This is a genomic window from Bordetella saccharivorans, from assembly GCF_045862855.1.
GTDB lineage: Bacteria > Pseudomonadota > Gammaproteobacteria > Burkholderiales > Burkholderiaceae_B > Bordetella_A > Bordetella_A petrii_F.
In genome coordinates, this window is the sequence record NZ_BAAFZO010000001.1 from 674691 (window position 1) to 692818 (window position 18128).

The 18128-nt window shown below is 70.9% G+C and carries 16 protein-coding genes and 1 pseudogene; 6 read left to right on the plus strand and 11 right to left on the minus strand.

Annotated elements, in window-relative coordinates:
- Nucleotides 1-26 precede the first annotated feature (26 nt).
- Complete coding sequence (locus tag ACKTT0_RS03235; protein WP_407848078.1) at nucleotides 27-449, minus strand: hypothetical protein; 423 nt, start codon at nucleotides 447-449, stop codon at nucleotides 27-29.
- Between the two features lie 55 nt (nucleotides 450-504).
- Complete coding sequence (locus ACKTT0_RS03240) at nucleotides 505-852, minus strand: hypothetical protein (protein WP_407848080.1); 348 nt, start codon at nucleotides 850-852, stop codon at nucleotides 505-507.
- A 171-nt stretch (nucleotides 853-1023) separates the two neighbouring features.
- Here ACKTT0_RS03240 and ACKTT0_RS03245 point away from each other — a divergent pair, with 171 nt between their 5' ends.
- The gene (locus ACKTT0_RS03245; protein ID WP_407848082.1) at nucleotides 1024-1416 is read left to right on the plus strand and encodes a hypothetical protein; all 393 of its coding nucleotides are present in this window, start codon (nucleotides 1024-1026) and stop codon (nucleotides 1414-1416) included.
- Between the two features lie 22 nt (nucleotides 1417-1438).
- Here ACKTT0_RS03245 and pdeM read toward each other — a convergent pair whose 3' ends face one another.
- The 5 genes from pdeM to ACKTT0_RS03270 all read right to left on the minus strand — a co-directional run bounded on the left by pdeM (nucleotide 1439) and on the right by ACKTT0_RS03270 (nucleotide 8235).
- Entirely contained in the window at nucleotides 1439-2101 is a 663-nt protein-coding gene (gene pdeM, locus ACKTT0_RS03250; RefSeq protein ID WP_407848084.1) for a ligase-associated DNA damage response endonuclease PdeM, read from the minus strand.
- Nucleotides 2085-4544 (minus strand): ligase-associated DNA damage response DEXH box helicase, encoded by a 2460-nt coding sequence (locus ACKTT0_RS03255; RefSeq protein WP_407848086.1) that lies wholly within the window; start codon nucleotides 4542-4544, stop codon nucleotides 2085-2087. Before ACKTT0_RS03255 ends, pdeM begins: the two co-directional genes overlap by 17 nt.
- On the minus strand, nucleotides 4541-6145 hold the full coding sequence (locus tag ACKTT0_RS03260) for an ATP-dependent DNA ligase (RefSeq protein ID WP_407848088.1): 1605 nt from the start codon (nucleotides 6143-6145) through the stop codon (nucleotides 4541-4543). Before ACKTT0_RS03260 ends, ACKTT0_RS03255 begins: the two co-directional genes overlap by 4 nt.
- A 114-nt stretch (nucleotides 6146-6259) precedes the next feature.
- Entirely contained in the window at nucleotides 6260-7264 is a 1005-nt protein-coding gene (locus tag ACKTT0_RS03265; RefSeq protein ID WP_407848090.1) for a ligase-associated DNA damage response exonuclease, read from the minus strand.
- Between the two features lie 50 nt (nucleotides 7265-7314).
- Complete coding sequence (locus tag ACKTT0_RS03270) at nucleotides 7315-8235, minus strand: LysR family transcriptional regulator (protein WP_407848092.1); 921 nt, start codon at nucleotides 8233-8235, stop codon at nucleotides 7315-7317.
- A 148-nt stretch (nucleotides 8236-8383) separates the two neighbouring features.
- On the opposite strand from ACKTT0_RS03270, the pseudogene ACKTT0_RS03275 reads away from it, so the two are divergent.
- The 5 genes and pseudogenes from ACKTT0_RS03275 to ACKTT0_RS03295 form a co-directional block, all read left to right on the plus strand.
- A pseudogene (locus ACKTT0_RS03275) lies at nucleotides 8384-9274 on the plus strand (hydroxymethylglutaryl-CoA lyase); the annotation flags it as partial.
- Nucleotides 9275-9427: 153 nt separating this feature from the next.
- The gene (locus ACKTT0_RS03280) at nucleotides 9428-10606 is read left to right on the plus strand and encodes a CaiB/BaiF CoA transferase family protein (protein ID WP_407852375.1); all 1179 of its coding nucleotides are present in this window, start codon (nucleotides 9428-9430) and stop codon (nucleotides 10604-10606) included.
- 48 nt (nucleotides 10607-10654) lie between these two features.
- Nucleotides 10655-11644: a tripartite tricarboxylate transporter substrate binding protein gene (locus ACKTT0_RS03285; protein WP_407848094.1), complete on the plus strand. Its 990-nt coding sequence runs from the start codon at nucleotides 10655-10657 to the stop codon at nucleotides 11642-11644.
- Between the two features lie 105 nt (nucleotides 11645-11749).
- Nucleotides 11750-12646, plus strand: coding sequence for a DMT family transporter (locus ACKTT0_RS03290; protein WP_407848096.1), 897 nt, complete (start codon nucleotides 11750-11752; stop codon nucleotides 12644-12646).
- 114 nt (nucleotides 12647-12760) lie between these two features.
- Nucleotides 12761-13912 carry a metallophosphoesterase gene (locus ACKTT0_RS03295; RefSeq protein WP_407848098.1) on the plus strand — a complete coding sequence of 384 codons (1152 nt, stop codon included), beginning with the start codon at nucleotides 12761-12763 and terminating at the stop codon, nucleotides 13910-13912.
- A gap of 34 nt (nucleotides 13913-13946) precedes the next feature.
- Here the strand turns inward: ACKTT0_RS03295 and ACKTT0_RS03300 are convergent, their stop codons facing one another.
- The 4 genes from ACKTT0_RS03300 to ACKTT0_RS03315 all read right to left on the minus strand — a co-directional run bounded on the left by ACKTT0_RS03300 (nucleotide 13947) and on the right by ACKTT0_RS03315 (nucleotide 18101).
- Entirely contained in the window at nucleotides 13947-14849 is a 903-nt protein-coding gene (locus tag ACKTT0_RS03300; RefSeq protein ID WP_407848100.1) for a DMT family transporter, read from the minus strand.
- A gap of 130 nt (nucleotides 14850-14979) precedes the next feature.
- The gene (locus ACKTT0_RS03305) at nucleotides 14980-15699 is read right to left on the minus strand and encodes a class II aldolase/adducin family protein (RefSeq protein ID WP_407848102.1); all 720 of its coding nucleotides are present in this window, start codon (nucleotides 15697-15699) and stop codon (nucleotides 14980-14982) included.
- A 40-nt stretch (nucleotides 15700-15739) separates the two neighbouring features.
- Nucleotides 15740-16729 carry a tripartite tricarboxylate transporter substrate binding protein gene (locus ACKTT0_RS03310; RefSeq protein WP_407848103.1) on the minus strand — a complete coding sequence of 330 codons (990 nt, stop codon included), beginning with the start codon at nucleotides 16727-16729 and terminating at the stop codon, nucleotides 15740-15742.
- Nucleotides 16730-16898: 169 nt separating this feature from the next.
- Complete coding sequence (locus ACKTT0_RS03315) at nucleotides 16899-18101, minus strand: MFS transporter (protein ID WP_407848105.1); 1203 nt, start codon at nucleotides 18099-18101, stop codon at nucleotides 16899-16901.
- Nucleotides 18102-18128: the final 27 nt, after the last annotated feature.

Genomic DNA, 18128 nt, shown 5'->3' on the forward strand with positions numbered 1-18128 from the left:
GTTTGGTCCTCCTGCGACCGCGTGGGTCAGTCCGTCGTGACCGCCTGCGCGAAGCAGCGCGCCAGGCCTTCGGGCGCGCCGAGTTGCCTGGCCCACTTGACCAGGTCCGGCTGGTCGGAAGCATCGGCCATGCCGCCCCAGACTTCCTTGAAGCGCGGCGCGCCGTCCCGGTCCTGGAAGAAGAACACGCCCGGCTCCTGGCCGGGTATGTCGAGCCACGCCGCGCTCCACGCGCCATCGCGATAGAGTTTCTCCATCTTGACCGAGGCCGGCCGGACCGGCACGGTAAGCCCGCGCGCGGCCGCCGTGGCATACGTCTTGTGGTTGTCCGCATTCATGGCAACCGTCAACCCGTCGCAAGGATCCGCATGGCCGGCCCCGGCCCATGCCGCCATCGCGACGCCAAGCAACGCGGCGCCGCCGACGCGGCGCGCCATCCGATGATTCATCTCGCCCTCCAGTCATGCCGGCGCGGCGGCGTCGCCGCGCCACGTGCGCCCGATGTTACGGCAGCCGCGACACAATGAAAGAAGTTTCGTAATCGTGGTTGGGGTACTGTGCATTGACACGGCTGGCGAATTCCTGCTTGGAGATCCTGTGCCGGTAGGCGTCGTGCAGCCAGACCAGGAATTCGTTTTGCTGCGCCTCGGTGTCGATAGGAATGCGCTTGTATTTCGGATCCGCCTCGACCTGGCTCGTCAGTTTGTTGAACCAGTCATAGAAGGGCTTGTCCTCCACCGCGGCCACGACGCGCGGATCGCTGCTGCTGGCTGCGCATCCGTGCATCAGCGGCATTCCCAGCGCCAACGCGGTCGCCACGGCAAGACTGGCCTTCTTGAATCGGATATTCATGCACGCCTCCTTGATGAGAACCTCACATTCGGAACCGCTACTGTAAAAGAAGAGTCTTGCAAGAAGAATAGCAGGGCGCCGCTCGACGGCCCGCCCCGGCAAGCGGCTGCGCCTGTCATGCAAAAGCCGGGTATCGTAGGGTTTGCGTTTTTTCCCGGAAACCCGATTTCAATGAAAAAGATAATCTGGCTCGCTTTTGCCGTCCTGTCCGTGCTCTGGACCGGGCTGGTCGCCCTCACCCTGCAGCTGTCCGATTGGCTGCTGAACACCGTGGCCTCGTCGCGCCTGCCCGGCACGCTGGCAGAACCCGCGCCATGGACGCCGCCCGCTTGGGCGGAGCCCTGGGCCGATGCCAGGCTGCTGGAATCGCTGCAGGCGGCCGCGGCGTGGCTGCTGAACGGCGTGAACCAGATCCTGCCGGCGTTCGGCGGGCTGGGAACCGTGATCGCGGTGGTGGGCTGGATCATCTGGGGCCTGGTGATGGCGCTCATGCTCGCGGTGGCGCTGGCCTTGCACTGGGCGGCGGGGCGGCGGCAATCGGGTAGCAGGGCGGTCCGTGCCTGAGCCGGCGGCGGCCCGGCGCCGATCAGCGCCCTACCCCGATGGGCACGGCGGCGCCCTCCACGCAGGCCACCGCCGCCTCGTCGGGCCCGGGGCCGACCAGGTGTCCGCCCGAGAAATCGGCAAACGCCGGCAGCACGGTCACCCCGGGCCGCAGCCAGAACGCCGGCCAACTGCGCGGCACGCCCGGCAGGCGCACCTTGGGATGCACGTGGCCGGCGATCACATGGCGGCCGCGCGGATCGGCATGCGGCAGATGGCGGAACAGGAACGGCCCGTCGTCCCAGGCCTCGCCCAACTGGCGCACGCCCAGCGACGCGCCCTGCAGCGCGCGGTCGTGGTTGCCGTTCAGCACCGCCACGTCGAGTCCGGCATGCGCCTGGCGCCAGCACGCCCAGCGGTCGCGCCAGCCAGCCTGAGAGGCCGGCCCGTGCAGCACATCGCCGACGATCCAGAGCTCGCGCGCGGCCGTCGCGGCCAGCAGGCGCGCCAGGCGCCGCAAGTCGTCCTGCGTGGCGCCGCCGGGGACGGCAATGCCGGCGCGGCGGAATACATGGCTCTTGCCCAGGTGCAGGTCGGCAATCACCAGCCGGCCGCGCGCGGGCCAGTACAGGGCGCGCTCGCCCATCAGCACCATCGGTTCGCCGGCCAGCCGCAAGGCCAGCGCCTGGTCAGGCGATGTCGGCATAGCGCTGCTCCAGTTGCGCCGCGGCGCGTCGCACGCGCGCCTGCCAGGTCTCGGTGCTGAGCTGGCCGCGCAGGCTCTCGGTCCAGAGCGGAAACGACAGCGGCGTAAGCGCGCGCGGCTCGCGCAGCGCCAGGACGCGCCGCTCGCAATCCTGCAAAGCCGCCAGCAGCCGCGGCGCCTCCAGTTGCAACTCGAAGACCTCGCGCTCGGCCTGCGCCAGCAACAGATGTTCGGGATCGTAGCGGCGCAGCACGTCATACAGCAGGCCGCTGGAGGCCTGCACCTGGCGCAGCGAGCGAGCCGCGCGGCCCGGCAGCGACGGCGTCAGCAGGCCCGCCACGCGGGCAATCTCGCGGAATTGCCGGCGCGCCAGCTCGCCCAGGTTGACGCCGTCGCGCAAGTCCTCGGCCATGCCGGCCGGGCTGAGCAATTGGCGCAGCAGCGCCTCGTCCAGGGCGGCCGGCGCGGCCAGCGTCAGCATCAGGCCATAGTCGTTGACCGCATAGGAAAACGTGTTCGCATGGCGGCGGCCCCAGCGCAGCGCCAGCATCGCCGCCATGCCTTCGTGCACGGCACGCCCCGCGAACGGGAACAGGAACAGGTGCATGCCGCGCCGCGTGCCGATGCGCTCCGCCACCAGGCGGTCGCGGCGCGGCAGCGCACTGGCGCCCTGCTGGATGCGCAACAGCGGCGCCACTGCGCGCATTTCGCGGTGCGCGCCGGGTTGCGCATAGAGGTCTTCCACTTCGCGCGCCAGTTGAGTCGACAAGGGCATGCGTCCGCCCTGCCAGGTCGCGACCGCGCCGTCGCCCCCCTTGGCGCGCCGCACATAGGCGGTCATGCCCTCCAGCCGCACCAATTGCAGCGCACGGCCGGCAAACTGGAAAACCGCGCCGGGGCGCAAGCGCGCCAGGAAACCCTCTTCCACCGAGCCCAGCGTCCCGCCCCGCAAATAGCGCACCGCCACCGCGCCGTCGGCGGCAATGGTGCCGATGGACAGGCGATGGCGCAGGGCGACGCGGCGGTCGTGCACGCGGTACCAGCCGTCCTCTTCGCGCTCGACGCGCCGGAACTCCGGATAGTTCTCCAACGCGCGGCCGCCCTGCACGATGAAGTCCAACACGGCTTGCCAGGTGGCGGCGTCCAGGCCGGCATAGGCGTGCGTGCCGGTGATTTCCCGGTACAAGGCGGCGGCCTCGAAGCCGCCGCCCAGGGCCAGTGTCACGGCGTGCTGGGCCAGCACATCCAGGCTGCCGCGCGGCGGCGGCCGCGACTCGATGGCGCCGCGCGCGATGGCCTGGCGGGCGGCGGCGTATTCGATCAGCTCCAGCGCCTGCGCGGGCACGCAGATGACGTGGCCAGCTGCGCCCGGACGGTGCCGTGCGCGGCCGGCCCGCTGCAGCAGGCGGGCCACGCCCTTGGGGCTGCCGATCTGCAGCACCTGGTCCACCGCGGGAAAATCCACGCCCAGGTCCAGGCTGGAGGTCGCCACCACACAGCGCACCGTGCCGTCGCGCAAGCCCTGCTCGGCGGTGGCGCGCAGCGCGGGGTCCAGCGAACCGTGGTGCAGCGCCAGCGTCGCCCGGTCTTCGGGCCAGATCGATTCCAGCGCGCGGTGCCACAGCTCCGCCTGGGCGCGCGTGTTGGTGAACAAGAGGCTGGAACGCACCGCGAACAGCCGCTCGAACACGCGCGGCAGTTGCACCAGGCCCAGGTGCCCGGCCCATGGCAAGGCGCGGCCGGGCTCCGGCAGCAAGGTCGAGATGACGATCTTGCGGGGCCGCGCGCCCGCCACCAGCGCGCCGTCCGGCGCATGCGGCAGCAGCACCGCGCGCGCCTCGTCCAGGTTGCCCAGCGTGGCCGACAGGCCCCAGGTGCGCAGCGGCGGCGACAGGCAGCGCAGGCGCGCCAGGCACAACTGCAGCAGCACGCCGCGCTTGTTGCCGAGCAGCTCGTGCCACTCATCCACCACCACGCAGCGCAGGGCGCGCAAGCGCGGCGCCGTGTCCGGGTAGGACAGCAGCAGCGCCAGCGATTCGGGCGTGATCACCAGCACGTCAGCCTTGCCCTGGCGGGCCAGGCGCTTGTCGCGCGCGCTGGCGTCGCCGGTGCGCATCGCGACGGCCCAGGGCAGGGCCAGGTCCGCAGCGATCCGCGCCAGCGCGCGCGTGGTGTCGGCCGCCAGCGCGCGCAGCGGCGTCACCCACAGCACGCGCGGCCCCTGGCCCGCGGCCCGCGCCGTATCCGGCTCGCCCAGCGCCTCCAGCAGCGGCCCGCCGAACGCCGCCAGTGTCTTGCCGCTGCCGGTGGGCGTATGCAGCAGGCCCGACTGGCCCGCCAGATAGCGGCGCCAGGTCGCGCGCTGGAAAGCCGCGGGCCGCCAGCCGCGCGCCTGGAACCAGGCCGCCAGCGGCGCATCCCGGGCGCGCGACGGGCCCTTCATCGCGCCAGTGCCTTGAGCGTCTCGAGCCGGTCCGCCTCGGCGGCCGGCTTGTCGCGCCGCCAGCGCAAGATACGCGGGAAGCGCACCGCCACGCCCGATTTGTGGCGCTTCGACAGGCTGACGCCTTCGAAGCCCAGCTCGAATACCTGCGCGGGATCGACCGCGCGCACCGGGCCGTAGCGTTCGCGCGTATGCGCGCGCAGCCAGCGGTCCAGCTCCAGGATCTCCTGGTCGTCCAGGCCGGAATACGCCTTGGCCACCGGCACCAGCGCATCGCCCTGCCACAGGCCGAAGGTGTAGTCGGTATAAAGCGTGCTGCGGCGGCCGTGGCCCGCTTGCGCGTACAGCAGCACGGCATCGATGGTCAGCGGGTCGACCTTCCATTTCCACCAGTCGCCGCGCCGCCGCCCGCTCTGGTAAGGCGCGCTGGCGCGCTTGAGCATGAAGCCTTCCACGCCGCGCTCGCGCGATTCCGCGCGCAGCGCGGCGGCCTGCTCCCAACTGGCCGGCGCCACCAGCGGCGACAGCGCCAGACGCGGGTCGGGATGGCGCCGCAGCAGCGCGGCCAGACGGCGCCGGCGTTCGGCTTGCGGCAGCTCGCGCAAGTCGGTCCCTTGCAGCTCCAGCAGGTCGTACGCCAGCAGGCGCACCGGCGCCTCGGCCAGCCAGCGGGGCCCGGGCTTGAGCCGCTGGATGCGCGTCTGCAGGGCGGCGAACGGCATCGGCGCGGCCGCGTCGTCCTGCCACGCCAGCAGCTCGCCGTCCAGCACGCAGTCGACATCGAGCGCGGCGGCCGCCGCCTCCACTTCGGGAAAGCGCCCGTCCAGGCGCTCCTCGCCGCGCGACCACAGCGCCACCTCGCCATGGCGGCGGATCAACTGCGCGCGGATGCCGTCCCACTTCCACTCGACCAGCCACTCATCGATCGGGCCCAGGCCGGCCGGATCGCCCTCCAGCGACGCGGCCAGGAAAAAGGGATACGGCTGCTGGCGGTCGCCAGGCAGCTCTTCCGCGCTGAGCAGGTCGCGCAAAAAAGCCGGGCTGGGTGTCCACGCGCCCAGCATGCGTTGGGCGATGCGCGCGATCGGCACGCCCGACATTTGCGCCAGGGCCTGCTGCACCATGCGCTGCGAGACGCCCACGCGCAGCGCGCCCGTCAGCATCTTGTTGAAGACCAGCCGTTCGTCGAACGGCAAGCCCAGCCAGGCCGGCACGATCACCGCGCGGCGCTCGGCTTCGTCGCGATTGGCAACCGGCAACAGCACTTCCTCGATCCAGTCCGCCAGCCCGCGTTCGGGCGCGGGCCGCTCCGGGTCGGGCACCAGCAGCGCCAGGGTCTCGGCCAGGTCGCCGACCTGGTCGTAGCTGGCATCGACCAGCCAGGGCGGCGTGCCGGACGCCGCCGCGACCCAGGCGCGCAACTCGCCCACGGCGGCGATCTTGCGGCGCGCGCTGGTGATCTTGCCACCCGCCAGCAGGTACAGCGCCCAGGCCGCGTCGCGCGGCAGCGCATCGCGGAAATAGGCCACCAGCGCCGCGCGCCTGTCCAGGATGGCGGTGGAACGATCCAGTTCCTGGTACAGCGCCGCGAATCGCTTCATGCCGCGGTCCCTATTTCCGCGCCAAGCCTGCCGGCGCTGCAGGCAGCCGCGCGCGGACCGGGGATCGGACGGCATCTGCTCATGCGCGGCTCCTCCTTCCGGCGTGCGCCGGCCTCAGTCATCGTCGCCGTACTGCGTCGCCAGCGTCTCGGCGGCCACGCCGGCCTCGTTCAGGGTGCGCACCAGCGCATGGGTGTCGCCATGCGTGGCAATCACGCGCCGCGCGCCGGTCTCGCGGATGGTGCGCAACAGGGCCGGCCAGTCGGCATGGTCGGACACGACGAAGCCGCGATCCATGTTGCGGCGACGCCGGTTGCCGCGCAGCCGCATCCACCCCGAGGCAAAGCCCTGCTGTGCCCGGCGGAAGCGCCGCAACCAGGCGCTGCCGGCCGCCGAAGGCGGCGCCATGATCAGTTCTCCAGCAAAACCCGTACCCGGCGGGGGCGCGGCGCCGTCCGTCTCGATCACCGGGCGCGTGTCGGCCATGTCGATGCCGGCGCGCCGGTACACGTCCACGCCCGCGGCAATCGCGCCATGCAGGTAGACCGGCCGGTCGATGCAGGGCTTGAGCTCGGCCAGCAGGCGCTGCGCCTTGCCCAGCGCATAGCAGTAGAGAATGGCGGCCTCGCCGCGCGCCGCGCAGTGGTCGCGCCAGCGCACGATATCGCGTGCGACGTCGGCGGCGCTGGGCCAGCGGTAGATCGGCAGGCCGAACGTCGCCTCGGTGATGAAGGTGTCGCAGGCGACCACTTCGAACGGGCTGCAAGTGGGATCGGGCTGGCGCTTGTAGTCGCCCGAGACCACCCACACCTGGCCGTCGGCTTCGATGCGGACCTGGGCCGAGCCCAGCACATGGCCGGCCGGATGCAGCGACACGCGCGCACGGCCCAGCACGAACGGCTCGCCGTAGGTGTGGGCGCGGTAATCCTGCTCCCCCAGGCGCCATTGCAGGATCGGCAGGCCTTCCGCGCTGGTGTGATAGCAGCCCATGCCGGCGCGCGCATGGTCGCCGTGGCCGTGCGTCAGCACCGCGGCGGCCACGGGCCGCCAGGGGTCGATGTAGAACTGCCCGGCCGGACAGTACAGGCCTTCCGGACGGAGTTGCACCAGATCAGGCATGGGGGCTCCCGACACGGCGCGGCGCCGTCGGCGCCGGCCGCCTGCCTCCTTTATAAACCGGCTGGCGCGGGCGCGGCGGCCGCGCCAGCCAGATGCTCCAGCAACAGGCGTGCCGCCGGCGTCAGGCTGTCCGCGTCGCGGAAGCACAGCATGAAGCGGCGCCGGGCCCAGGCGTCTTCGAGCGGAATGATGCGCAGGCCGGCGCCGCGCGTATACGGGCGGGCCACCTCGACCGGCACGATGGTGATGGCCAGCCCCGCCTGGACCACGCGCAAGGCCGAATCGAAATTGGCCACGATGACGCGGTGAATCAACGGCTTGCCGGCCCGCGCGGCGGCACGATGCAGCAACACCTGCACCGCGCTCGCGGTAGGCATGCCGGCGTGTTCGTAATCCAGCGTCTGCGCGAAGCTCACCCGCTTGCGCGCCGCCAGCGGGTGCCTGGCCGGCACCGCGATGGCCAGGCGGTCCTCGCGATACGGGCGCGCCTGCAAGCCCTTGAAATCCGCCGCGTCCCAGCAGATGCCGATGGACGCCATGCCCTCGCGTACGCCGCGGATGACCTGGTGGCTCAGGCCCTCTTCGAGGTCGACGCGGATGTCGGCATGCGCCGGCGCCTTCAGGAAGCGCGCCACGTCGTCGGGCAACGATTCTGCCATGGCCGACGACGATGCCAGGATGCGCACCAGCCCTGTCACCCCCTTGGTGTAGGAAAGCATGTCGCGCTCGATGCGCGCGGCGCTGTCCATGATGGAGCGCGCGTGTTCGAGCAGGGTCTCGCCGGCCGCGGAGGGTTCGACGCCGTGCCTCCGGCGCACCAGCAGCTTGGCGCCCACCGTGTGCTCCAGCTGCGCCAGCCGCTTGCTGATGGCGGAGCCGGCGATGTTGGCGCGCTCGCTCGCGCGGGCGATATTGCGGGTTTCGCAAACGATGGCAAAGAGCCGCAGGGAAGTGAAGTCCAAGTCGCGCATGAGTCTGCCGGGGCGGTGGACGGCATGCCCGCCGCCAAGGTTGAGATTTTCCGATACGGAATTTCTAGGCTTCCAATATTGATATTCTTGATCATATTGTCAATCCTAAACTGAGGGCTCCACGACGCATCTCCACGGATCCGCCCTCATGCCCGACCTGTCCGCCGCTGCTTCCCTCTCCGCACTCCCCGCCGCCTGGCCGCGCCGGGTGGTCCTCCGCGAGGTGGGGCTGCGCGACGGCCTGCAGAGCATCGCGCGCATCCTGCCGACCGACCTGAAGCGCCAGTGGATCGACGCGGCGCACGCCGCCGGCCAGCGCGAGATCGAAGTCGGCTCGTTCGTGCCGGCCCGCCTGCTGCCGCAACTGGCCGATACCGCGGAGCTGGTGGCGCACGCGAAAGCCCTGCCCGGCCTGTTCGTGTCGGTACTGGTGCCCAACCTGAAGGGCGCCGAGCTGGCGCTCGCCAGCGGCGCCGACTTGATGGTGGTGCCGCTGTCCGCCAGCCACGCGCACAGCCTGGCCAACCTGCGCAAGACGCCCGATGAAGTAGTGCGCGAGGTCGCACGCATGCGCGCCGCGCGCGATGCGGCCGGGTCGCGCGCCCTGATCGAAGGCGGCGTGGGTACGGCGTTCGGCTGCACCATCCAGGGCCGGGTCGACCCGGCCGAGGTGCTGCGCCTGGCGCTGGCCTTGCTCGACGCCGGCGCCGACCGCATCAGCCTGGCCGATACCGTGGGATACGCCGACCCGCTGATGGTGCGCCGGCTGTTCGAGGCGGTCCGGCGCGCGGTGGGCGAGCGCCTGAGCTGCGCGCACTTCCACGATACCCGCGGACTGGGCCTGGCCAATGTCATGGCGGCGCTCGACACCGGCGTCGAGCGCTACGATGCCTGCCTGGCCGGCATCGGCGGCTGTCCGCACGCCCCCGGGGCCAGCGGCAACGTCGCCACCGAAGACCTGGCGTATCTGCTGGGCAGCATGGGCATCGACACCGGACTGGATATCGGCCGGTTGCTGGCGCTGCGCCAGCGCGCCGCGCAATGGCTGGACGGCGAGTCCCTGCACGGCGCGCTGGCGCGCGCGGGGCTGCCGAAGACTTATCCCGGCCGGGATGCGGCCGGCCATGCGGCGGCCCCCGCCGGCGACGCCGCGCCGGCCGCCGCCGCGCCTGCAGCGGCCGCGCGGCCCGGCCTGCCGCTGGCCGGCATCCGCGTGGTCGAATTCACGCACATGGTCATGGGGCCCACCTGCGGCATGGTGCTGGCCGACCTGGGCGCCGAGGTCATCAAGATCGAGCCGGTCGAGGGCGACCGCACGCGCCACCTGCTGGGCGCCGGCGCGGGCTTCTTCCCGATGTTCAACCGCAACAAGAAGAGCATCGGGCTCGACCTGCGCAGCGCCGCGGGCGCGCAGGCGGCACGGCGCCTGGCCGACAGCGCCGACATCGTGCTGGAGAATTTCCGGCCCGGCACCATGGCCAAGTACGGCCTGGACTACGCCTCGATCAGCGCGCGCAATCCGCGCGTCATCTACGTCAGCCACAAGGGCTTCCTGCCGGGCCCCTACGAGCACCGCACGGCGCTCGACGAAGTGGTGCAGATGATGGGCGGCCTGGCCTACATGACCGGCAGGCGCGGCGACCCCGTGCGCGCCGGCTCCAGCGTCAACGACATCATGGGCGGCATGTTCGGCGCCATCGGCGCGCTGGCCGCCCTGATCGAGCGCCGCGTCACCGGGCGCGGGCAGGAAGTGCAGTCGGCGCTGTTCGAGAACAACGTCTTCCTGGTGGGCCAGCACATGCTGCAATACGCCATCACCGGCGAGGCGGCCGCGCCCATGCCCGACCGCATCTCGGCCTGGGCGCTGTACGACGTCTTCACCGTCAAGGACGGCGAGCAGATCTTCCTGGCCGCGGTCAGCGACGCCCAATGGGCCACTTTCTGCGACGCGTTCGGCTTCGACGACCTGAAGCGCGCGCCCCACCTGGCCACCAACAACGACCGCGTGCGCGCGCGCCCGACGCTGCTGGCCGACTTGCGCGAACGGCTGCGCGGCTATTGCGCCACCGAACTCGCCAGCATCTTCGAGCGGCACGGCCTGCCCTTCGCGCCCATCGTCAAGCCCGAGGAATTGTTCGACGACCCGCACCTGCGCGCCACCGGCGGGCTGGCCGACATCGTCCTGCCCGATGGCGAGCGGGCCGGCCAGGTGGCGCAGACCACCCTCTTCCCCGTCACCCTGGGCGGCCGGCGCCTGGGCGTGCGCCTGCAGCCGCCGCCGCTCGGCAGGGATACCGGGCCGCTGCTGGAATCGGTCGGCTACCGGCCGCCGGAGATCGACGCGCTGCGGCAGCAGGGGGCCATTGCCTGACCCGCGCCTTTGACTACCCATCACAACAATACCTAGGAGACAGACAACATGAACGAATCCCGACCCTCCGGCGCGCGCCGCGCCCTGCTGGGCGCCCTGGGGCTGGCGGCGCTGGGCGCGCCCTGGCTGCTGCGGGCCGAGGCAGCGGCGCGGCCGGTGCGCCTGATCCTGCCCGTGGGCGTGGGATCCGGCGTCGACACCATCGTGCGCAGCGCCGGGCCGGCGCTGAATGCCGCCTTCGGCACCTCCGTGGTGATCGAGAACCAGCCGGGAGCCGGCGGCATCGTCGGCACCGCGGCGCTGGTGCGCAGCACCGCGGACGGCTCGAACCTGGGCGTGGTATCGAACAACCATGTGATCTTTCCCAGCGTGTACAAATCGGTGCCCTTCGACCCCATCGCCGATATCACGCCCATATCGGTCATCGGCACCACCCCGCTGCTGGTGGTCGTCAACCCGGCCAAGCTGCCGCAGGGCAATGTCCAGGACCTGGTGGCCGCGCTGCGCGCCAGGCCGGACGCCTACAACTATGCGTCGTCGGGCAACGGCACCATCCTGCACCTGGCGGCCGAGATGTTCCTGCAGCAGGCCGGCCTGCGCATCCGGCATATTCCCTACAAGGGCGTGGGTCCCATGGTGACCGACCTGATCAGCGGCCAGGTGGACCTGGGCGTGCTGTCGCTGCCTTCCATCCTGCCGCACCTGCAAAGCGGCGCGCTGAAAGCCATCGGCGTGGGCGGCGCCAGCCGCAGCGCCGCGATCCCGGACATTCCCACCATTGCCGAACAGGGGCTGCCCGACTATCACGTGGAAGGCTGGTTCGCCCTGGTGGGGCCGAAGGGCCTGTCGCAAGCGGCGATCACGCGCGGCTACCAGGCGTTCGGCAAGGCGTACGCGGATCCGGAAGTCCGGAAAGCCATGGACGTGCAGGGCAACGCCATCGTCATGAAGAGTCCGGCCGACACCGCCGCGTACTTCCGCAACGAGATGGCGAAGTATGCCGCGATCGTCAAGGCGGCGCGGCTGGAGCCGCAGTAGGTACCCGGCCGGCCCGCGCCAGCCCTTCCTGCGGCGCGCCATGCCGCCGCCCCGAACGTGCCGCGGGCGGATATGATCCGTTGACGGCGCTTCGAGGAGACAGGCTTGGCCGACGCTTGCACCACGCGGTCATCGGTTCCGGGACGGACACATGGCATCGCCTATGCGTGCTGCGCCGCGATGCTGTTCGCCAGTTTCGTGGTCGTCTCGCGGGCGGGGTTCTCGACCGCCCTCGCCTTGCCCGACATCGCCGCATTGCGCTTCGGCATCAGCGGGCTGCTGCTGGCGCCGATTCTCGCCAGGCGCGGCATGGGCGGCCTGCGCATTGGCCAGGCGATTGGCCTGGCCATCCTGGGCGGGCTGGGCTTCGCGCTTTGCGCGTACGTCGGATTCTCCCTGGCGCCCGCCGCGCACGGGGCGGTGCTGATCCACGGCACCCTGGCGCTGACCACCGCGTTCCTGATATGGGCGGGCGGCGGCGGTCCGCCGGGCCCGGCGCGCCGGGCAGGCCTGGCGATCATTGTCATCGGCATTGGCGCCATGGCATGGGATGGTTTCTCGGGCGCGTCCGTGTCCTTGCTGGCGGGCGATGCCTGCCTGCTGCTCGCCTCGCTGTGCTGGTCGGGCTACGGGCTGTATGTGCGGCGCCTCGGCCTGCCGGCCGTCCACGCCGCCGCGCCGGTCGCCGCGATATCGGCGCTGATCTTCCTGCCGGCCTACGCGCTGATGCCCGGCAAGATGTTGTGGGCGGCCCGGTGGCAGGACATCCTGCTGCAGGGCGCGTTCCAGGGCGTGCTCATCGGTGCGCTTTCCGTTTTCGTCTACACGCGCGCGGTCGCCCTGCTGGGCGCCAGCGAGGTGTCGGTCTTCACCGCGACCGTACCCGTCATCACGGTCGTCGCCGCATTCTTCCTGCTGGCCGAAGTGCCCACCATCGCCACCTTGGCGGGCGTGGCGATGGTGACCGCCGGCATGCTGATCGCACTGCGCGGCACGCGCTGAACCCGCCTTGGCCGGCATGGCCGCGCCGCCCGGCAAGCGCGTAATATTCCACCCTGGTTCCACCAGCCGCAGGACGCGCGCCGCCGCCGGGGCGCCATGGCGGCAAGCTCCCCGATGTCCAGACTCTCTTTCCTCCTGCGCCTGTTCGCCATCGTCGCCGCGGCCCACGCCTACGTCGGCCTACGGCTGATTCCCGACCTTGCCCTGGCGCCCGGCCAGCGCTGGGCCGGCGTGGCGGCCTTGACGGTCTCCTGCATCCTGATGCCGCTGTCGCTGGTGATCCGTCCATTCGCCGCGCGCGCCTGGGCCGACTGGGTGGCGGGCGCCGGGCTGGTGATCATGGGGTTGTTCTCGTCGGTGTTCGTATTCACCATGTTGCGCGACGCGGCCCTGGCCATCACGCTCACGGCCGCCACGCTGGCCGGCGCGGCGCTGCCGATGGCCGCGCTCAAGGCCGACAGCGCCCTGGCGGTGCTGGCACTGGCGCTGGGCGCCACGCTGTGGGGCGCGGTCAACGCCAGGCGGCTGGCGCGCGTGCGGCGGGTCGACGTGCCCATCGCCGGCCTGCCCGCCGGGCTGCGCGGATTCACCATCGTCCAGATCAGCGATATCCACGTGGGCCCGACCATCAAGCGCGGCTATGTCGAGCACATCGTCCAGGCGGTCAACGGCCTGCGGCCCGACCTGGTCGCCATTACCGGCGATGTGGTCGACGGCCCGGTGGCGCAGCTGGCGCCGCACACCCGGCCGCTGGGCCGGCTGGCCGCGCGCCATGGCGTCTATCTGGTGACGGGCAACCACGAGTACTATTCCGGCGCCGCCCAGTGGGTGGCGGAGTTCCGACGCCTGGGGCTGCGGGTATTGATGAACGAGCACGTGGCGCTGGAGCACCAGGGCGCCGCGCTGGTGGTGGCCGGGGTCACCGACTACAGCGCCGGCGCATTCGACCCCGCGCAGGCCAGCAACCCGGCGGCCGCGCTCGCCGGCGCGCCGGCCGGCGCCGTCAGCCTGCTGCTGGCGCACCAGCCGCGCAGCGCCGCCGCGGCCGCGCCGCTCGGCTACGCGCTGCAGTTGTCCGGCCACACGCACGGCGGCCAGTTCCTGCCCTGGAACTTCTTCGTGCGGTTCCAGCAGCCCTTCACGGCCGGCCTGCACCGCTTCCAGGACATGTGGGTCTATACCAGCCGCGGCACGGGCTACTGGGGGCCGCCCAAGCGGCTTGGCGCGCCATCGGAGATCACCGTGCTGCAACTGGTGGCCGCCTGAGGCAAGCGCCGCGGCGGCCGCGCCGGTCGGCTATTCAGGCCCTGGCGCGGCGCGCCGCCGACGAACGCGCTTCGCGCCAGGCAATGTACAAGCCGCTGCCGACGATGAACAACGCGCCGATGCAGTCGTTCAGCCCGGGCGCGTCGCGCCACACCAGCCAGCCCAGCAGCGACGCCCACAGCAGGCCGGCATAATCGAACGGCGCCACCACCGACGCCGGGCCGATGCGAAAACCCTGGGTAATGAGCGTCAACCCCAGCGTGCTGAACAACGCGATTCCCGCGAAGTGCGGCCAGTGCTCCAACTGCGGCGGCGTCCAGAACATGGGCACGGCCACCGCGCTGCTGACAAGCTGGCCGACCACGATGTAGAACATGGTGGTGAACACGCTCTCGGCCTGCCCGATGGCGCGCGCGGTCAGCATCATCAACGCATACAGCACGGCGGTAGCGAGCGGGTACAAGGCGGCCGGCTGGAAACTGGCCGCGCCCGGCTGCACAATGACCAGCACGCCGGCGAAGCCTGCCACCACGGCCAGCCAGCGGGCGCCGTCCACGCGCTCCTTCAGCACCAGCACCGACAGCGCGGTGACGAACAGCGGCGCGGCGAAACCGATGGCAGTGGTCTCGGCCAGCGGCAGCGCCTGCAGGCCAAGATAGAAACAGGTGGCGGCGACCACGTTGATGGCGCCCCGCAGCAGATGCAGCCCCAGGTGCCGCGTGCGCAGCGCGCGGCGGCCGCCCAGCGCGGCAACCAGCACCAGCACGAACGGCAGGGCGATGGCGGCGCGCAGGAACAGCAATTGCAGCGGGCTGTAGAACTGCCCTACCCACTTGGCCAGCGCATCGCTCAGGGTAAGCAGCAGGATGCCGCCCGACACGCAGGCGATGCCGGCCAATGGGGTGGAACGGAACGAGGTACTGCCGGGAGTGGACAAGTTCGTGGCGATTCAGTCTGCGGGACGCGGATCCGCGCGCGCGGATCCATCAACCAGCGAACTATATCAACTCGACCGGCGGTTCCATAATGGCCCGCCTGAGGCGGGCCGCCGCCGCCGGCAACCCGCCTCAGGCGGCCTGCGCGGCCTTCTTCTTCCACAGCTCCCATGGCCGGTTCATCACCCCGGCCATCATCTCGTCGGCCAGCACGGCCTCCTGCTCGGACAAATAGGTGATCTCGCCGTTCAGGCCGATGGCCTTGTGCTGCAGCGCCGCGTTCATTTCGGTGTACATGGCGCGATACACCGCCACCGGGATGGACGGCCCCACCGCCACGAAGCCGTGTCCGCGCATCAGCGAGACCGGCCGGTCTCCCAGCGTGCTGGCCAGTTCGCGGCCATGGTCGTGATTGCGTACCAGCATGTCGGTATCGCCGAAGCAGCAGCGGATGTCGAACACCGGCGCGCCGCCGCCCAGGAAACCCGCCATATGATAGATGGGCCGCAGCCGCACCGAGGAACCGGCGAACGGAATCACCGAGGGCGAATGGCTGTGCACCACGGCGTGCACGTCGGGCCGCGCGCGGTAGATCTCGCCGTGGATATAGCGCTCCAGGTAGGGCTTGCGATCGTCGCCGGCGGCCGGCTCGGAATCCATGCCGAATTCCATGATGTCATCGGCCGTGACCAGCTCCGGCGCCAGCGAGCGCGACAACAGGAAGCGCTGCGCGTCGCGCGGATGGCGGACGCTGACGTGGCCGAAGCCGTCCAGCACGCCGAAGCGCGCGAGCACGCGGTTGGCGACCACCAGGTCGTCGATGCAGGCTGCCAGGTCAGGGGCGGTACTCATGAGCTCCTCCTTGGAATGAAGTCTGAAAAACGCGGCCGCGTCATTCCAGCGTGATGCCGGACTCGCGGGCCAGCTTGCGATACACGTCCAGGTCCCTGTCAATCTGCGCGGTCATGGCGGCTGCGCCGGTTTGCCCGATCTCGTAGTAGCGGTCGCGGAACTCCTTCTGCACCGCGGGATCGGCCATGGCCGCGCTGACGGCGCCCTCGAACTGCTCGCGCACGCCGGCGGGCAGGCCCTGCGGCGCGAACACGCCGAACCAGACAGAAACATCCAACCCGCTGAACGGCGCGGTCTCGGCGATGGCCGGCACATCGGGCATGAACGAGGCGCGCTTGGCGGACGCCACCGCCAGCATGCGCAGCTTGCCGGCCTGGGCGTGCGGCGCGAGGTTGGGAATCGTGCTGAAGAGAATCGGCACCTGGTTGCCCAGGCCATCGTTGACGGCCGGCGCGCAGCCCTTGTACGGCACGTGCACCATGTCGAGCTGGCCGGCCTGCTTGAACGATTCGCCGGTGAAATGCTGCGGCGTGCCGTTGCCGCAGGACGAATAACTGAGCTTGCCGGCATTCTGGCGGACATAGCCGGCCAGCTCGGCCACCGTGCGAGCCGGCAAGGCAGAATTGACGCCCAGCGCCACCGGGGCCGTCACCAGCAGGGACACCGGCGCCAGCGCCTGGCGCACATCGGGCGTGCCACGCATGTCGAGGCTGGCGTTGATGGTGAGCGTGCTGTTGGTCAACAGGAAGGTGTAGCCGTCAGCCGGGGCGCGGGCGACCTGCATGGCGCCGATGTTGCCGGAAGCGCCCGGTTTGTTGTCGACGATCACCGACTGCCCGCCCAGTTGCGCAGGCAGTTTCGAGGCGAGCAGCCGGGCGACCACATCGGCGCCGCCGCCGGCGGCAAACGGCACGACGAGAGTGATGGGGCGGTCGGGATACGGCTCGGCGGCATGCGCGGCGGCCGTGCCCAGCGCCAGGCCCAGCAACAGGGCGCGCGGCATCCGCCGCAATAGCGGGATTGCGGTCATGGCGGTTGTCTCCAGTATTGATTATTGGTGTGGAGCCATTATGTGGACGCCGCCATACCCGCTCAAATGAATTTATCTTATCAACCATACCCCCTGGCGTATGGCGGTGTTCCAGCCGGCGCTAGGCCGCCTGCGACGCCTTCGCGTGCCTCGGCCGCCGCCGCGCGCCTCATGCCGCGCGCCTCAGGGCCAGGGACGCAAAGCCCAGTGCGCCCACCGCCAGGGCCAGCGGCGCGAACGACACCCAGAGCACGGTGTCCCAATCGTAGGCCGCCAGCAAGCCGCCGGACGCGAACGAGCCGACCGCCATGGTGCCGAACACGATGAAATCGTTGAGCGACTGCACGCGGGTTTTCTCTTCGGGACGATGGCATTCGAGCACCAGCGCGGACGCGCCCACGAACCCGAAATTCCAACCGATCCCCAGCAGCACCAGCGTCAGCCAGAAATGGGCGACATCGATGCCGGTCAGCCCCACCGCGGCGGACAGCCCGGTAAGCAGCAAGCCGGCGCTGACGATGCGCCCCGCGCCGAAGCGGGTGATCAGCCGCCCCGTGAAAAAGCTCGGCGCATACATGGCGATGACGTGCCACTGCAGGCCGAGGTTGGCGTTTTCCTGGGAATGGCCGCAGATGTGCATGGCCAGCGGGGCCGCCGTCATGAGGAAGTTCATCAGCATGTACGACACGGCGCCGCAGATCACCGCGGTGATGAAGAGCGGCTGCCGCACGATGACCCCGAGCGGCCGGCCGCTCGCCACCTCGGCCTGCGTCGGCATGGGCAGCCGCACGCCGAGCAGCACCACGGCCGATACCGCGGCGACGGCGGCCTGCACCAGGAAGGTGGCGGCGAACATGTGCGGCGGCCAGAGATACATGGTGTGCGTCACCAGTTGCGGCCCGATCACGCCGGCCACGACCCCGCCGCCCATCACGAACGACAGCGCGCGGGCCCGCAGCGACGGCGCCACGCCATCGGCGGCGGCGAACCGGAACGACAGCACTACCGCGGCATACGCGCCGCCGAAGAAAGTGGCCAGGCAGAACAGCCAGAACGAGCCCAGCACCACGGCAGCCGCGGCCAGCAGGCCGACCAGCACGCCGCAGCCGGTGCCGGCCAGGAAGGCGGCACGCCGGCCATGGCGCCGGGCGATGGCGCCGGCGGGCAGGATGCACGCGGCCATGCCAACCACGAAGATGGAAATCGGCAGCGTGGCCAGCGTCTTGCTGGGCGCCAGCATATCGCCGACGATCGCCCCGGTGGCGTAGACCACCACCGAGTTCGCGCCGGCCAGCGCCTGCGCGACCGTCAGGCGCGCGATGTTGCCACGCTGTTCGCGCCGCGTCAGTTCGGGAATGGAATCGCTCGACAATGTTGCGGATGCAGCGTTCGACAAGGC

Bases quoted from the DNA above. Each gene is read 5' to 3' on its own strand.
- ACKTT0_RS03295 (WP_407848098.1), top strand. From the start codon at position 12,761: ATGTCCAGACTCTCTTTCCTCCTGCGCCTGTTCGCCATCGTCGCCGCG.
- ACKTT0_RS03260 (WP_407848088.1), bottom strand. From the start codon at position 6,145: ATGAAGCGATTCGCGGCGCTGTACCAGGAACTGGATCGTTCCACCGCC.
- pdeM (WP_407848084.1), bottom strand. From the start codon at position 2,101: ATGCCGACATCGCCTGACCAGGCGCTGGCCTTGCGGCTGGCCGGCGAA.
- ACKTT0_RS03270 (WP_407848092.1), bottom strand. From the start codon at position 8,235: ATGCGCGACTTGGACTTCACTTCCCTGCGGCTCTTTGCCATCGTTTGC.
- ACKTT0_RS03235 (WP_407848078.1), bottom strand. From the start codon at position 449: ATGAATCATCGGATGGCGCGCCGCGTCGGCGGCGCCGCGTTGCTTGGC.
- ACKTT0_RS03255 (WP_407848086.1), bottom strand. From the start codon at position 4,544: ATGAAGGGCCCGTCGCGCGCCCGGGATGCGCCGCTGGCGGCCTGGTTC.
- ACKTT0_RS03310 (WP_407848103.1), bottom strand. From the start codon at position 16,729: ATGACCGCAATCCCGCTATTGCGGCGGATGCCGCGCGCCCTGTTGCTG.
- ACKTT0_RS03305 (WP_407848102.1), bottom strand. From the start codon at position 15,699: ATGAGTACCGCCCCTGACCTGGCAGCCTGCATCGACGACCTGGTGGTC.
- ACKTT0_RS03240 (WP_407848080.1), bottom strand. From the start codon at position 852: ATGAATATCCGATTCAAGAAGGCCAGTCTTGCCGTGGCGACCGCGTTG.
- ACKTT0_RS03245 (WP_407848082.1), top strand. From the start codon at position 1,024: ATGAAAAAGATAATCTGGCTCGCTTTTGCCGTCCTGTCCGTGCTCTGG.
- ACKTT0_RS03285 (WP_407848094.1), top strand. From the start codon at position 10,655: ATGAACGAATCCCGACCCTCCGGCGCGCGCCGCGCCCTGCTGGGCGCC.
- ACKTT0_RS03265 (WP_407848090.1), bottom strand. From the start codon at position 7,264: ATGCCTGATCTGGTGCAACTCCGTCCGGAAGGCCTGTACTGTCCGGCC.